Origin of the sequence: Neorhizobium sp. NCHU2750, from assembly GCF_003597675.1 — a bacterium.
Lineage (GTDB): Bacteria > Pseudomonadota > Alphaproteobacteria > Rhizobiales > Rhizobiaceae > Neorhizobium.
Genome location: NZ_CP030827.1, coordinates 389331 through 403174 on the forward strand (window position 1 = coordinate 389331; position 13844 = coordinate 403174).

General features: G+C 62.4%; 12 protein-coding genes and 1 pseudogene. 6 read left to right on the plus strand and 7 right to left on the minus strand.

The annotated features are described in order from the left end of the window. Positions 1–86 precede the first annotated feature (86 nt). Together NCHU2750_RS01825 and NCHU2750_RS01830 are read left to right on the plus strand one after the other, a co-directional pair. Complete coding sequence (locus NCHU2750_RS01825; protein WP_119938894.1) at positions 87–545, plus strand: MarR family winged helix-turn-helix transcriptional regulator; 459 nt, start codon at positions 87–89, stop codon at positions 543–545. After that, positions 542–1363, plus strand: a complete 822-nt coding sequence (locus tag NCHU2750_RS01830) for an NAD-dependent epimerase/dehydratase family protein (protein ID WP_119938895.1) — start codon at positions 542–544, stop codon at positions 1361–1363. Before NCHU2750_RS01825 ends, NCHU2750_RS01830 begins: the two co-directional genes overlap by 4 nt. A gap of 36 nt (positions 1364–1399) precedes the next feature. On the opposite strand, the gene NCHU2750_RS01835 is transcribed toward NCHU2750_RS01830, so the two are convergent. From NCHU2750_RS01835 to NCHU2750_RS01850, 4 genes are all read right to left on the minus strand, one after another. Further along, positions 1400–2773: a glutamate--cysteine ligase gene (locus NCHU2750_RS01835; RefSeq protein WP_119938896.1), complete on the minus strand. Its 1374-nt coding sequence runs from the start codon at positions 2771–2773 to the stop codon at positions 1400–1402. Positions 2774–2919: 146 nt separating this feature from the next. Then, positions 2920–3657: a 16S rRNA (uracil(1498)-N(3))-methyltransferase gene (locus NCHU2750_RS01840; protein ID WP_119938897.1), complete on the minus strand. Its 738-nt coding sequence runs from the start codon at positions 3655–3657 to the stop codon at positions 2920–2922. Positions 3658–3667: 10 nt separating this feature from the next. Continuing rightward, positions 3668–5221, minus strand: coding sequence for an inorganic phosphate transporter (locus NCHU2750_RS01845; protein ID WP_119942831.1), 1554 nt, complete (start codon positions 5219–5221; stop codon positions 3668–3670). Between the two features lie 104 nt (positions 5222–5325). Next, complete coding sequence (locus tag NCHU2750_RS01850) at positions 5326–5808, minus strand: NUDIX hydrolase (protein ID WP_119942833.1); 483 nt, start codon at positions 5806–5808, stop codon at positions 5326–5328. Positions 5809–6142: 334 nt separating this feature from the next. Here NCHU2750_RS01850 and NCHU2750_RS01855 point away from each other — a divergent pair, with 334 nt between their 5' ends. The 3 genes from NCHU2750_RS01855 (at position 6143) to glcF (ending at position 10377) form a co-directional block, all read left to right on the plus strand. Beyond that, positions 6143–7576 carry an FAD-linked oxidase C-terminal domain-containing protein gene (locus NCHU2750_RS01855; protein WP_119938898.1) on the plus strand — a complete coding sequence of 478 codons (1434 nt, stop codon included), beginning with the start codon at positions 6143–6145 and terminating at the stop codon, positions 7574–7576. 253 nt (positions 7577–7829) lie between these two features. Next, positions 7830–9050, plus strand: coding sequence for an FAD-binding protein (locus NCHU2750_RS01865; protein WP_119938899.1), 1221 nt, complete (start codon positions 7830–7832; stop codon positions 9048–9050). A 1-nt stretch (position 9051) separates the two neighbouring features. Then, entirely contained in the window at positions 9052–10377 is a 1326-nt protein-coding gene (gene glcF / locus NCHU2750_RS01870; protein ID WP_119938900.1) for a glycolate oxidase subunit GlcF, read from the plus strand. A gap of 166 nt (positions 10378–10543) precedes the next feature. On the opposite strand, the pseudogene NCHU2750_RS01875 reads toward glcF, so the two are convergent. Together NCHU2750_RS01875 and NCHU2750_RS01880 are read right to left on the minus strand one after the other, a co-directional pair. Continuing rightward, a pseudogene (locus NCHU2750_RS01875) lies at positions 10544–11227 on the minus strand (L,D-transpeptidase). A gap of 174 nt (positions 11228–11401) precedes the next feature. Beyond that, on the minus strand, positions 11402–12259 hold the full coding sequence (locus tag NCHU2750_RS01880; RefSeq protein ID WP_119938901.1) for a L,D-transpeptidase: 858 nt from the start codon (positions 12257–12259) through the stop codon (positions 11402–11404). Positions 12260–12503: 244 nt separating this feature from the next. On the opposite strand from NCHU2750_RS01880, the gene NCHU2750_RS01885 reads away from it, so the two are divergent. Beyond that, on the plus strand, positions 12504–13127 hold the full coding sequence (locus NCHU2750_RS01885) for a DNA-3-methyladenine glycosylase I (protein ID WP_119938902.1): 624 nt from the start codon (positions 12504–12506) through the stop codon (positions 13125–13127). Here NCHU2750_RS01885 and NCHU2750_RS01890 read toward each other — a convergent pair. Beyond that, on the minus strand, positions 13114–13818 hold the full coding sequence (locus NCHU2750_RS01890; protein WP_119938903.1) for an HAD family hydrolase: 705 nt from the start codon (positions 13816–13818) through the stop codon (positions 13114–13116). The genes NCHU2750_RS01885 and NCHU2750_RS01890 overlap by 14 nt on opposite strands. Between the last annotated feature and the right edge of the window lie 26 nt (positions 13819–13844).

Consider the following 13844-nt stretch of genomic DNA (forward strand, 5'->3'; position numbering starts at 1 on the left):
GCAGAGATTGCAGGTCCGTTTAACTTGACATTTTGTTAGCTACCGAACCATATTCGTATGGTAGCTAACAAAAATACGAGGTTTTGATGGACGGGCCACAAGACGGCGAGTTGGTATTGGTCGGCCACTGGGCAAAGCGGTGCTATTTCGCCGCCCGCGCCCTTATGGATGCGACTTTGCGTCCTTACGGTCTCGGGGCGACGCAATGGTACGTCTTGTCGTTCTTGAACAACGGTGGCCCGGCCGTGCAGCGAGACCTTGCCCGCGCTCTCGATATCGAGCGAGCAACCTTGAGCGGCGTCGTCGCAACACTGGTCCGCAAAGGGCTTGTTTGCCAGGTCGCTGGCGTTGTGGATCAGCGCCAGCGTCTGCTGAAGCTGACCGACGCTGGCGATCTGCTATGGCAGAAGCTTCCCGATCTTCGGTTCATCCGTGACGTCGCTTTTGACGGCATCGACCCCGGCGAACTGCAGGTGACGATGCGCGTGCTGCAGACTGCAACCGATCGCCTCGGTCAACTTCTGGGGAAGGAAAGTAAATCATGACAATTCTCGTCACGGGCGTAACCGGTCTTGTCGGTCGGCGCCTTGTTCCTCGCCTCATCGAAGCCGGGAGAGAATGCCGCGTTCTGATGCGATCGTATAACAACCCGCCCGATAACGTCGAGGTTGTGATCGGCGACATGCTTGAGCCGGCAACGCTTGCCCGCGCCGTGCGCGGCGTCTCAGCCGTGATACATCTCGCAGCTGTCTTCCGCACACACGACCAGCAGCTTATCTGGAAGAGCAATCTCGACGGTACGCGAAATCTCTTGAAAGCCGTGCGTGAACACGCTCCGCAATCCCGTTTCATATTGGCCAGCACCGGACGTATCTACGAAACGGATCTGCCGCGATCGCGACCAGGCCGAGAGGATGATCCGGTTCAGCCCACACACGCCTACCCGGCCAGCAAACTTGCAGCCGAACAGCTTGTCAGGGAAAGCAAGCTGACATGGGCAATCATCCGCTTCCCCTTCGTCTATGGCGATGGTGACGGGCATATCGAGATGCTGCCGGCACATGCGGGCACCTTCAAGTGGCATCCCGCCAGTCGCATGAGCACGATCCACCATCGTGACGTAGCCACCGCCATGACCTTGGCCCTGGACGGCGTGATGGATGGGCGCGTGGTAAACGTCGCCGACGATCTGCCGGCCTCCATGCTGGAATTGCTTGCGCTCGCAGGAGGCAGGATGGAAGCTTCGGCCGAACCGCTGAACAATCCATGGGCGAGCCAATACGATACGGCACTCGCACGTAGCCTCGGCTTTAAGCCGACTGTCCGGACGGTGTACGCCGCCGCTCAGCAAGGTATCATTTGAACGGTTGGGCGCTGGCCGCAGATACCCCGGCTTTCCTCAGTACTTGAACGCGTCGAACACCGGCTCCACCGAGCCCTTCCAGTCGCCGTGATAAAGCGCCAGCAGGTCTTCGGCGAGTGTCGCCTTTTTCGCCAGCACCTCTTCGAGCGGCGCAAGGAAGATGCTCTCGTCCTCGCCCTTGGCATTCAGCCGCGCGCGTGCCTTGAGGCCGCGCGTCGAGATCGCCACGGCTTCCCGCGCCACGTCGAGCACCGGGCGCCCCTTGATCACCGCCGAAAGCCCCTTTGACGGCACCGCATCGCGCATCGCCACCACGTCCTCGAATGTCCAGTCGGCCGTCAGCTGATCGGCCTCGCCAAGCGCTGCGTCGTCATAGAGCAGCCCGACCCAGAAGGCAGGCAGTGCCGGAATGTAGCCGAGCGGGCCGCAATCGGCGCCGCGCATCTCAAGGAAGCGTTTCAGGCGCACGTCGGGGAAGAGCGTCGAAAGGTGGTTGGTCCAGTCGCCCATGTTCGGCTGCCAGTCGGCCACTTCGCCCTTCAGCGCGCCGCCCATGAACTGGCGGAAGGTCACGTGCGTGCAGTCATGATACTTGCCGTCGCGGACGATGAAATACATCGGCACGTCGAGCGCCCATTCGACATAATCGGCAAAGCCGAAATCGGGTTTGAACACGAAGGGCAGGGTGCCGGCGCGCCGGTTGTCGGTATCGCGCCAGATGTTGCCACGCCAGGACAAGAGCCCGTTCGGCTTGCCCTCTGTAAACGGCGAGGAGGCAAACAGCGCAGTAGCGACCGACTGCAGCTTCATCGACACGCGCATCTTCTGCGCCATGTCGGCTTCCGACGAGAAGTCGAGGTTCACCTGGATCGTGCAGGTGCGGTACATCATGTCGAGACCATGCGCGCCGACCTTCGGCATGTAGCGGGTCATGATGTCGTAGCGCGATTTCGGCATGCGCGGCGTGTCGGAAAGCGACCATTTCGGGCTTCCGCCGAGGCCGAGGAAAGAAATCCCCATCGGCGTGGCGATCTCCTTCACCAGCGCCATATGCTCGTTGGTTTCGGCAAAGGTCTGGTGGATCGTCTCCAGCGGCGCGCCGGACAATTCGAACTGGCCGCCGGGCTCGATAGAGATCGCGCCCATGCCGGACTGCTCGCCGAGCCCGATAATGTTGTCGCCGTCCATGATCGGCTCCCAGCCGAGCCTCTCCTGCATGCCTTTCAGGAGTGCGGAAATGCTGGCATCGCCGAAATAGGGAACGGGTCCGTTGTCCTTGGTAAAGAACACGAATTTCTCATGCTCGGTCCCGATGCGGAACTTGTCTTTCGGGCGCGGGCCCTGTGCCAGATAGGCGGAAAGCTCGGACACCGAGGAAAGCGGTGTCTGGTCGGTCGTATCACGCGCCATAAAAATACCCTGATCTGGTCAAACGTCCGGCTGCTTGGACCGAATTCATCTGCGGTGCAAGCGAATTTCTTTCAAGATCCGTTCAGAAAAACACGGCCACCTGTTGCCATTTGGCCGCCCATCCCGCGATGATTGCAGGTGGCATGTCACCGCCAGTCCCCCGCCGCCGCCTGTATGACCGCAAGGGCCGCCACGGCGGCGGTATCCGCCCGCAATATCCGTGGACCGAGCGGAATGGCGGTGACGAAGGGCAGCGAGCGCAGGAGCGCCCGCTCTTCTTCGGAAAAGCCACCTTCCGGGCCGACGAGAAGCGCAAGCTTCCTCTCGGTCACTTTCGCGAGAACCGGCAACGGGTTCTGTCCCTCGTCGCCCTCGTCGCAAAAGATGATCCGACGCTCCACCGGCCAGCGCTCGAGGAGATCGGTCAGCTTGCACGGGTCGCAGACATCCGGGATCGACAGCACCCCGCATTGCTCGGCCGCTTCGGTCACATTGGCGCGCAGCCGGTCGAGATTGGTGATCTTGCCCTGCACATGCTGGGTCATCACCGGTTGCAGCAGGCCCGCTCCCATCTCCACAGCCTTCTGCACCAGATAGTCGAGCCGCCCGACCTTCAGCGGCGCGAAGAGATAATGCAGGTCCGATGCGTCCGGCTGCGGCCGTGTCTGTTCGGCGAGTTCGAGCACGATCTTCTTGCGGCTCGGAAAAGCCACATGCGCCAGCCATTCACCGTCGCGCCCGTTGAACACCAGCACCTTCGCACCCGCTTCGAGCCTCAGCACATTGGCGAGATAGTTGAACTGCTCGGCCGATGCCTCGTGCCGGCCACCGGGCCCAAGCGGCGTATCGACGAACAGCCTTTGCAGGCGGAAATTGGCACGCATGGAGAAATCCTTACAGAAACAGCGAGAACATAACCGTCGCGATGATCGCCGCAAGGCCTGCTGCGGCCGGAAGCGTGATCATCCATGCCGCAATGATGCTGAGCATATGCGAACGGCGCACCAGGTATCGCCGCCTCGTTTCATACTCGTTCCGTTCGGAGGAACCCCTGTCGCTAGGTTTGTCGCCCGCTTTGCCGTTTGGCTTTTCATCGGCCTCGCTGTCGGCATCCTTCCCGGCACGCACCCGCATGTATTCGTAGCGCCGCCTCGAATTGCGCGTGTACCATTCACGGAACAGGCCGACGCCGAACACCGCGCCGACGGCGATATGGGTGGAGGAAACCGGCAGCCCCACCCACGAGGCGACGATCACGGTCAGCGCCGTCGATAGCGACACGCAATAGGCCCGCATCGGATTGAGCTTGGTGATCTCGCCACCCACCAGCCGCACAAGTTTCGGCCCGTAGAGCAAAAGGCCGAGCGAGATGCCGAGCCCGCCGATGACAAGCTCCCAGGTCGGCACATGGACACTCTCCACCAGCCCGTTCTGCGCGGCGGAGACGATGGCGGCCATCGGCCCGATCGCGTTCGACACGTCATTGGCCCCGTGCGCGAACGACATCAGCGCCGCCGACAGGATGAGCGGAATGCGAAACAGCTTGCGCAGCGACTGGTTGCGGTTTTCCAGCCCCTCGGCCTGTCGATTGATGACCGGGATCAGCGCCCGCCAGGCAATAAGCCCGCAGATAAGTGCGATGATGGTCGCCCTGAGCGCAGACCTTTCGAGAAACTGGTCGAAGCCGATCAGCGCCAGATATCCGGCAAAGGCACCCGTCATGATGCCGATCAAGACCGGAACCCAGGTCTTTGCCGAGGCGATCTTGTCTTCGCGGTAGATGATCGTCTCTTTGACGAAGAGCAGGAAGCCGGCGGCGATCACCCCGCCGAGCAGGGGCGAGATCACCCAGCTTGCGGTAATGCCGGCCACCATTTCCCAGTTGACCGCACCGAAGCCGGCGGCCGCAATCCCGGCGCCCATCACTCCGCCGACGATCGAATGGGTGGTCGAGATCGGCGCGCCGGCCCAGGTCGCCACATTGACCAGCACGGCGGCAGACAGCATCGCTGCCATCATCGCCCAGATCAGCATGTCCGGACTTGCGGTCGCCGTATCCGCCATGATGCCGCTGGCAATCGTATGCACCACGCCACCGCCGGCCAACACGGCACCGGCCACCTCGAACACGGCGGCAAGCGCCAGTCCGAAGCCCATTGACATGGCGCGCGCCCCGACGGCCGCGCCGATATTGTTGGTCACGTCGTTTGCGCCGATATTCATCGCCATGTAGCCGGCAAGTGCCGCCGCCGCGATGATGATGATCGCCCCCGGTTTTCCGGTCACATAGGACGAGGCGAAGATCGCCGTCAGGATGATGAACAGCAGCGCCGTGCCGGGTGCCGCCAGCCCCCGCGCCGTGTAACGGGCGGCGTCTTCCACGGAGGAAAGCTTTTCGAGATCCTTGTCGAGCGTCGGCTTGGCGAGACGCGGTTTCTGCTGTGCCATGGTCCTGCTGTCGGCGATCGTTGCCAGAACCATGCCGGTTCCGGCTGCATACCGCCTTTTAGTCTATGCTTTTGAAGGGATTGTGATTGCGCAGATGACAGCCGTCAACCGGCCGCCGTCATCGGAGAGGTGCCGGCAGGAGCAAGGTCCTGCACCGGTTTGCGCATGGTTTCGGCAAACTGCAGCAGCAGGATCTTCAGTTCCGGCTCGTTGACGCGGTTGGCCGCTTCTTCCGCCGATACCCACTCGATCCGCCGCACGCCCTTTTCCTTGAAGTCCTTGACGCAGTCATCGACCTTCAACAGGTGGACCTGCACCCGGACCGGCACCTTGATGCCGTTATCGAGACCCTTGCGGTAGTGATAATAGCCGAAGGCAGCCTTCTCGGCCTTGCCCTTCACCCCCACTTCCTCGAATGCCTCCTGCTCGGCGACTTGATGGGCCTTCTTATGCTCCATCGGCCAGCCCTTGGGGATGACCCAGCGCCCTGTGTCTCGACTGGTCGCCACCAGAACCTCCGCCTCGCCGCGTTTCTTCGTGCGGTAGCAGAGCGCAGCATATTGCTGGCGCGGGGGGCGCTGCACCATGAGACGAAGATTGCTGGCGATCTGGTTCATCAGGCCCAATTTCGAAAACACCTCCAGGAGTTTCATTTTGCTAATATAATGCTTGCGCCGGTATTAACGAGCGTTTGCGATGAATTTCACCGTGAATCACCCGTTAAAAAATCTTGCCCGGCTAAATATTAGGGGTCGTGCAAGGTGATACGTCAACAGGTTATTGCACAGCTGTTCAATTTTCCTTGGGATGTGGCGCAAATGCGAATGGCGGTTGCCCTCGCGCGACATTCGTCAAGAAAAAGTTGAACCACCCCATGATCCTGAAATAGGCTGCCAAATCAGGGATGCGAGGGAGGAAAGCATGCCGGAGGCCATCCAGTTTCTGCCGCCAAGGCGCGAGGTCCTGTCACGCCGTGCCGCAATCATCGGCGACCTCGGCGCGCTTGTGCCCGCCGATTGCGTCATCCATGAGGCGCGCGAACTGGTTCCCTTTGAAACGGATGCCTTTATCAGCTATCGCCGCCTGCCGCTGGCCGTCGTTCTGCCGCGCACCACCTCGCAGGTATCGGCGGTGATGAAATACTGCCACCAGAACGGCATCCCCGTCGTCCCGCGTGGTGCTGGCACATCGCTGTCTGGAGGCGCGATCCCGCAGGAGGACGCGATCGTCATCGGCCTGTCGCGCATGGCCCGCATCCTCGAACTCGATTATGCCAACCGTACCGCCACGGTTCAGGCCGGCGTCACCAATCTCAGCATTTCCGAAGCCGTCGCAGTCGATGGCTTCTTCTATGCCCCCGACCCGAGTTCGCAGCTCGCCTGCACCATCGGCGGCAATATCGGCATGAATTCCGGCGGCGCCCACTGTCTGAAATACGGCGTGACCACCAACAACCTGCTCGGCGTCAAGCTCGTTCTGGTCGACGGACAGGTGATCGAACTCGGCGGCAAGCATCTCGATAGCGGCGGCTATGATCTTCTCGGTCTTGTTTGCGGCTCGGAAGGCCAGCTCGGCATCGTCACCGAAGCGACCGTCCGCCTGATTGCCAGACCCGAAGGCGCGCGCCCCGTCCTGTTCGGCTTCGCCACCTCGGAGGAGGCGGGGTCCTGCGTCGCCGATATCATCGCCTCCGGCATCATCCCGGTCGCCATCGAATTCATGGACAAGCCGGCGATCGAGATCTGCGAGGCCTTTGCCAAGGCGGGCTACCCGCTCGATGTCGGCGCCCTTCTGATCGTCGAGGTCGAGGGGTCTGAAGCCGAAATGGATGCGATGCTGGCAGGCATCGTCGAGATCGCCCGCCGCCATCAGGTGATGACGGTGCGCGAATGCCAGTCGGCCACCGAGGCGGCGCTGATCTGGAAGGGCCGCAAGTCCGCCTTCGGCGCCACCGGCCGCATTGCCGATTACATCTGCATGGATGGCACCGTGCCGCTCGGCAAACTGTCCTACGTTTTGAAGAAGACGTCCGAAATCATCGACAGCTTCGGCCTGCGCGTTGCCAATGTCTTCCATGCCGGCGATGGCAACATGCATCCGCTGATCCTGTTCAACGCCAATGACCCTGAAGAGGCGATGAAGGCGGAGGAGGCCGGCAACGAAATCCTGAAACTCTGCGTCGATGCCGGCGGCTGCCTCACCGGCGAACACGGCGTCGGCATCGAGAAGCGCGACCTGATGCGCCATCAATATTCCGAGGCCGAGCTCGCCCAGCAGATGGCCGTGCGCGCAGCCTTCGACGAGGGCTGGATACTCAATCCGTCCAAGGTGTTTCCGTTGGAGGGGAGGGGATGAGGATGATGCCGGCGGCCCTTATCTCTTTACCCGCGATACCCCCTCTGCCCTGCCGGGCATCTCCCCCACAAGGGGGGAGAAGACTCGCGGCTCTGCCTTCACCACTCTCCTTTGCGACATCGCAGGCTGGCCCTCCGGGGCAGCTCGATTGGGGCAAAGCGGTGCGCCCAGCTCGTCTCCCCCCTTGTGGGGGAGATGCCCGGCAGGGCAGAGGGGGACTTGCGGCGGATCCATTCGCTGGGAAGAGTGCCGCATGCTGATCCCCAATTCCGAAGCCGATGCCGCCTATGTCATCCGCAACGCCGCCTCAGACGGCAGGCGGCTGGAGATCTGCGGCAGCAATACCCGCGGCTTTGCCGGGGCGTCCCAATCGGCGGAAGCCATCAGTTCCCGCGGCCTTTCCGGCATCGTTGACTACGACCCCGCCGAAATGGTGATGACGGTGAAGGCCGGCACGCCGGTCGCCGAGGTGGAGGCAGCGCTTGCCGCAAACCGCCAGATGATGGCCTTCGAGCCCATGGATCACCGGGGCATCCTTGCCACCAGAGGCGAGCCGACCATCGGCGGCGTGTTTGCTGCCAATGTCTCCGGCCCGCGCCGCCTCGTCTCCGGTGCCGCGCGCGACAGCCTGCTCGGCATCCGCTTCGTCAATGGCCGCGGCGAGATCCTGCGCGCCGGCGGGAGGGTAATGAAGAACGTCACCGGTCTCGACCTGACAAAGCTGCTCGCCGGCTCCCATGGCACGCTCGGCTTCCTGACCGAGGTCACCTTCCGCGTCCTGCCGGTGCCGCCCATGGTCGAGACGATCGTCATTACCGGGCTTGATGACCAGCACGCGACGAAGGCGATGGCTGAGGCGATGGCACTGCCGGTGGAAGTCTCGGGCGCCGCCCATCTCCCGGCAAGCGTCTGGCCGCGCTTTCTCCGTGGCCTGCTGCCGGAAGGTCCGGGCGGCGGCGAGGCGACCGTGCTGCGTCTGGAAGGGCTTGAACCCTCCGTCGCGGTGAGGGCCGAAAAGCTTGCCGCCGTGATGGAAGCCTTCGGCCCGGTCTCGACACTCGGGCGGGAAGCGAGCCTCGTCCTCTGGCGCGAGATCCGCGATGTCCTGCCCTATGCCGCCGGCTTTGATGGCGGGTCCGAAAGGCCGCTCTGGCGGGTCTCGGTGGCACCTTCCGCCGGTCATCGGCTTGTCGCAGCACTCAGGCTCGAAACCGGTATAGACGCCTTCTACGACTGGCAGGGTGGCCTCGTGTGGATGCGCATGGAGGCCGATCCGGAAGCCGAACTCCTCCGTCGCCACATCCGCGCGCTCGGCAGCGGCCATGCCACGCTGATCCGTGCCTCGGATGAGGCCCGCGAAGGCACGCCTGCCTTCGAGCCGCAGCCGCCGGCGATCGCAACGCTGTCGGCCGCCATCAAGGCAAGGCTCGACCCGGCGGGAATTTTTGGTGTGGGGAAGATGGGAGGCCTCTGACATGCAAACCTCGTTCACCCCGGAACAGCTCGAAGATCCTCATGTCGCCGAATCCGAACAGATCCTCCGGCGCTGCGTCCATTGCGGCTTCTGTACTGCCACCTGTCCCACCTATGTGACCTTGGGCAACGAGCTCGACAGCCCGCGCGGCCGCATCTATCTGATCAAGGACATGCTGGAGAACGACCGTGCGGCGGATGAAGAGGTCGTCACCCATATCGACCGCTGCCTGTCCTGCCTCTCCTGCGTCTCGACCTGTCCCTCTGGCGTCGACTACATGCATCTGGTCGATCATGCCCGTGTCCATATCGAGAAGACCTATCGCCGCCCGCTTGCCGATCGGGCCATCCGCGCGCTTCTTGCCGTCATCCTGCCTTATCCGGCAAGGTTCCGGGCCGCCCTCGGTCTGGCAAGGTTCGGCCGGCCCCTGGCGCCGCTTTTAAGGCGCATCAAGGGTCTGACCCCGCTTGCAGCCATGCTCGATCTGGCGCCGAAATCGGCCGGTGCGCAACCGGTCGCATTGAGCGGCGCCCAGCCGGTGCGCGGTATCCGGCGGGGCCGGGTGGCGCTTCTCTCCGGCTGTGCCCAGAGCGTACTCGATCCCGGCATCAACGCCGCGACGATCAGGCTGCTGTCGCGCCTCGGCATCGAGGTCGTGCTGCCGCAAGGGGAGGGCTGCTGTGGCGCGCTCGTCCATCACATGGGGCGTGAGGAACAGGCGCTCGATTTCGCCCGCCGCAATGTCGATGTCTGGACCCGGGAAATGTCCAGAGGCGGAACGGGTGAGGGAGGATCGGGCGCTGGCCTCGACGCGATCATCATCACCGCCTCGGGCTGCGGCACGACGATCAAGGATTATGGCCACATGCTGCGTTTCGACCCGGCCTATGCTGAAAAAGCGGCAAGCGTCTCGGCGCTGGCGCTGGATATTACCGAATATCTCGCCACGCTCGATCTGCCGCGGCAGGAGATGAAGCGCCTCACCGTCGCCTATCACTCCGCCTGTTCCATGCAGCATGGCCAGAAGATCACCAGCGCCCCGAAACTGCTTCTGAAGAATGCCGGCTTCACCGTTCGCGATCCGGCGGAGGGCCATCTCTGTTGCGGCTCGGCCGGCACCTACAACATTCTCCAGCCGGAAATCTCCGCCCTGTTGAAGGCCCGCAAGGTGAAGAATATCGAGGCGACCAGGGCCGATGTCATCGCCACCGGCAATATCGGCTGCATGACCCAGATCGGCGCGGCAAGCGCAATCCCGATCGTCCATACGGTTGAACTGCTCGACTGGGCCCATGGCGGGCCGAAGCCGGGGAAACTGAAGGGCTGAAGGGCTGCCTCATACTCAACCCTCATCCCTGTGCTCGTCACAGGGATCCAGCAGCGCCGCGTCTGCGGCGCGGAAGAGTTTTTTCACGCGAAAGACTTCGCGTGGCTGGATTCCTGTGACAAGCACAGGAATGAGGGGAGACGCAAGGACTCCCCTCGACTCAAAATCAGCCGCCGAAGATGGTGCGGAAAATGTCGATGCCGCGATCCTTGAACGCCACGTCGCCCGGCTTCGAACCGGGGCCGATGACGACCACCTTGGTGCCGACCGGCGCGCGGCCATAGAGATCCTCGACATCCTTGTTCATCATACGGATGCAGCCGGAAGACAGGTTGAGGCCGATCGACCATGGCTGGTTGGTGCCGTGGATGCGGAAGATCGTGTCGCGGCCACCCTTGTAGAGATACATGGCGCGGGCGCCGAGCGGATTGTCCGGGCCGCCCTGCATCACGACCGGAAGCTTGATGCCTTCGCGTGCTTCGCGGGCGCGCATTTCCGGCGGCGGCGTCCAGGTCGGCTATTCGGCCTTGCGGCCGATCTCGACCGTACCCGACCAGCCAAAACCATCGCGGCCGACGCCGATACCGTAGCGGGTCGCGCGGTTCGGCCCGTCGACGAAATAGAGGAACTTGTTGTTGGTATCGACGATGATCGTGCCCGGGGCCTCGCTGGTCGAGAAGCGAACGCTGCGACGCTGGAATTTCGCCGGCACTTCCTTGTTGCGAACCTTGGGCGCGACGTCGCTTGCCGTCGTCTGAGGCTGCGCGTTTGCGCTTTCGATCGGTGCCGATACGGCGAGTGCCGCTACGATCATGCCGGCGCCGGCCAGCATCAATTTACGCGATTTCATCCTACCCCCTCGTGAATGTCGGATCGATAACTGAGGCAAAATGTCCCGGCCGGCGCCGCAGGGCAAGTCAAAGCCACGCGAAAGTGAGCGGATGATGAAAGACAAAATGGCCGGATCGTTGCGATCCGGCCACAGGATATCGGCTGCGAAAGGTAAAAAACTAAGCTGCAGGGCTCAGATCACGATGACCTTGGTACCCACCGGCACGCGGCCATAGAGATCGGTCACGTCTTCGTTGCGCATGCGGATGCAGCCGGAAGACACGGCATTGCCGATCGTCCAGGGCGCATTGGTGCCGTGGATGCGGTAAAGCGTCGAGCCGAGATACATGGCGCGCGCGCCGAGCGGATTTGCCGGTCCGCCTTCCATGCGCGCCGGCAGGTAATGGCCCTTGGCTGCCTCGCGGTCGATCATGTCCTTCGGCGGGGTCCAGCTCGGCCATTCGGCCTTGCGCGTCACCGTATGGGCGCCGGCCCATTCGAAGCCTGGCTTGCCGACGCCGACGCCGTAACGCTTCGCCTTGCCGCCTTCCATGACGAGATAGAGGAAGCGGCTATTGGTATCGATGATGATCGTGCCCGGCTTTTCCTTGCTCTCATAGGTCACGATCTGCGGCAGGAACTGCGGATCGAGATGGCTGGGTGCCGGCTGGTTCGGCCGCATCGCCACCGGCTCGACTTCCCACGTATTGCCGAAGATGCCGTGGCGCACGATCGGCGCTCTCGCCGGCTGTGCCGTCTGCTGCATCGCTTGTTCCTGGGCTACCGCCTGCTCGGTGCCGGGGCGGCCCGGTGCAGCCGGATAATAGCTGTGCGGGGCAACCACCACCTGCGGCCGCATCTTCTGCTGCGGCTGCCGATAGGCCTGGCCCTGCGGCTTTGCCCCGAGCTGCATCAGCCACGGAGCAGTAAGATCCGGGCTCACCACCACCGGCGGCCGCTCGCGGTAACGGTCGTCTGCCTGCGCCGCATCAAGCGTGCTATTCGAAAACAGGGCAGCAAGGCCCAGTGCGAGAAGAAGTTTCGCCTTCATGGTCGGATCCACTCGTTACAATCACCGAAAGGGCCGCAAGGAAAGGCGGGCCCCGTTGACCCGCATGGTGAATTGAAGCTCAAAGCGAATGGTAAACGGGTGGCGTCTTTTACCCGTCAAATACGATATAGCTTCGCTCAGGGTTACCCGCCGGTTCCAAAACATGGTTGCCCGAAGCTGAAACCGCCGCTAGTGCCGTTAACGATTGGAATTTGGGTCTGGGAACATGGTCTGGGAGAAGGAAATGGCGGGCATCATCACGGGAGAAGATGGCAAGGGGCGCTGCTTTTGGCATGGCGGGCTGGAGGATTACCGCCGCTATCACGACGAGGAATGGGGCCGCCCGGTCACCGACGATTTCCGCCTGTTCGAGAAGATCTGCCTCGAAGGCTTTCAGTCTGGCCTTTCCTGGCTGACGATACTCAGGAAGCGCGAGAATTTTCGGGCCGCCTTTGCAGGCTTTGATTTCCACAAGGTGGCAGTCTTCGGCGAGGAGGATATCGAACGGCTGGTGGCCGATGCCGGTATCATCCGCCATCGCGGCAAGATCGTCTCGACCATCAACAATGCACGGCGCGCCATCGAACTGAAGGATGAATTCGGCTCGCTCGCCAAATTCTTCTGGAGTTTCGAGCCCGGCCCCGACATGCGGCCCAAGGTCATGGACCTCGACACGCTGCGCGCCAACCCGACGACGCCCGTTTCCGTCACGCTGTCGAAAACCCTGAAGAAGCGTGGTTGGACCTTTGTCGGTCCGACCACCGTCTACGCCTTCATGCAGGCGATGGGCATGGTCAACGACCATCTCGACGGCTGCTTCTGCCAGAGCGAGGTCGAGGACATGCGGCTGAAATTCAGGCGGCCATGATCTTTTCGACAAGCCCGGAGAGCTCGCCCAGATGTTCGATCTGGCGAAACCGCGGCGCATCGGTCGGCGCATCGACATGCTCGATCACCCAGGTCAGCGCATGCGGAATGAACACGCCATAGGCGCCCGCGGCAATCGCCGGCACGATGTCGGATTTCAACGAATTGCCCACCATCATCGCCCGTTCCGGCCCGTCGGCGAGCTTTGAGAAGATCCGCCGATAGGTGGTGGCGTTCTTGTCGGAAACGATCTCGACCGCGTCGAAATAATCGCCGAGGCCCGATTGCGCCAGCTTGCGCTCCTGGTCGAACAGATCTCCCTTGGTAATCAGAACCAGGAGATAATGGCCGTTCAGCGCTTGCAGCGTTTCTTCCACCTGCGGCATGCATTCGACCGGATGGCGGAGCAGATCGCGGCCGATATCGAGGATCCTGGTGATCGTCTCGGTTGGCACCTTGCCGTCGGTCACCTCGACCGCCGTCTCAATCATCGACAGGGTAAAACCCTTGATGCCGAAGCCGTAATATTCGAGATTGCGTTTCTCGGCTTCCAAAAGCCTTGCGGAAATATCCGCGCCCTCGGCAAAGTCGCCGAGCAGCATCTGGAAATGCTCTTCCGTCAGCCGGTAATATTGTTCGTTCTGCCAGAGCGTGTCGTCGGCATCAAAGCCGATAGCGGTAATCGGGCGCATGGGATCGTGCCTCCGGCCCTATCATA

Coding starts and splice junctions, on each gene's coding strand:
- NCHU2750_RS01825 (WP_119938894.1), top strand. CDS start 87: ATGGACGGGCCACAAGACGGCGAGTTGGTATTGGTCGGCCACTGGGCA.
- NCHU2750_RS01830 (WP_119938895.1), top strand. CDS start 542: ATGACAATTCTCGTCACGGGCGTAACCGGTCTTGTCGGTCGGCGCCTT.
- NCHU2750_RS01835 (WP_119938896.1), bottom strand. CDS start 2,773: ATGGCGCGTGATACGACCGACCAGACACCGCTTTCCTCGGTGTCCGAG.
- NCHU2750_RS01840 (WP_119938897.1), bottom strand. CDS start 3,657: ATGCGTGCCAATTTCCGCCTGCAAAGGCTGTTCGTCGATACGCCGCTT.
- NCHU2750_RS01845 (WP_119942831.1), bottom strand. CDS start 5,221: ATGGCACAGCAGAAACCGCGTCTCGCCAAGCCGACGCTCGACAAGGAT.
- NCHU2750_RS01850 (WP_119942833.1), bottom strand. CDS start 5,808: ATGGTGCAGCGCCCCCCGCGCCAGCAATATGCTGCGCTCTGCTACCGC.
- NCHU2750_RS01855 (WP_119938898.1), top strand. CDS start 6,143: ATGCCGGAGGCCATCCAGTTTCTGCCGCCAAGGCGCGAGGTCCTGTCA.
- NCHU2750_RS01865 (WP_119938899.1), top strand. CDS start 7,830: ATGCTGATCCCCAATTCCGAAGCCGATGCCGCCTATGTCATCCGCAAC.
- glcF (WP_119938900.1), top strand. CDS start 9,052: ATGCAAACCTCGTTCACCCCGGAACAGCTCGAAGATCCTCATGTCGCC.
- NCHU2750_RS01880 (WP_119938901.1), bottom strand. CDS start 12,259: ATGAAGGCGAAACTTCTTCTCGCACTGGGCCTTGCTGCCCTGTTTTCG.
- NCHU2750_RS01885 (WP_119938902.1), top strand. CDS start 12,504: ATGGCGGGCATCATCACGGGAGAAGATGGCAAGGGGCGCTGCTTTTGG.
- NCHU2750_RS01890 (WP_119938903.1), bottom strand. CDS start 13,818: ATGCGCCCGATTACCGCTATCGGCTTTGATGCCGACGACACGCTCTGG.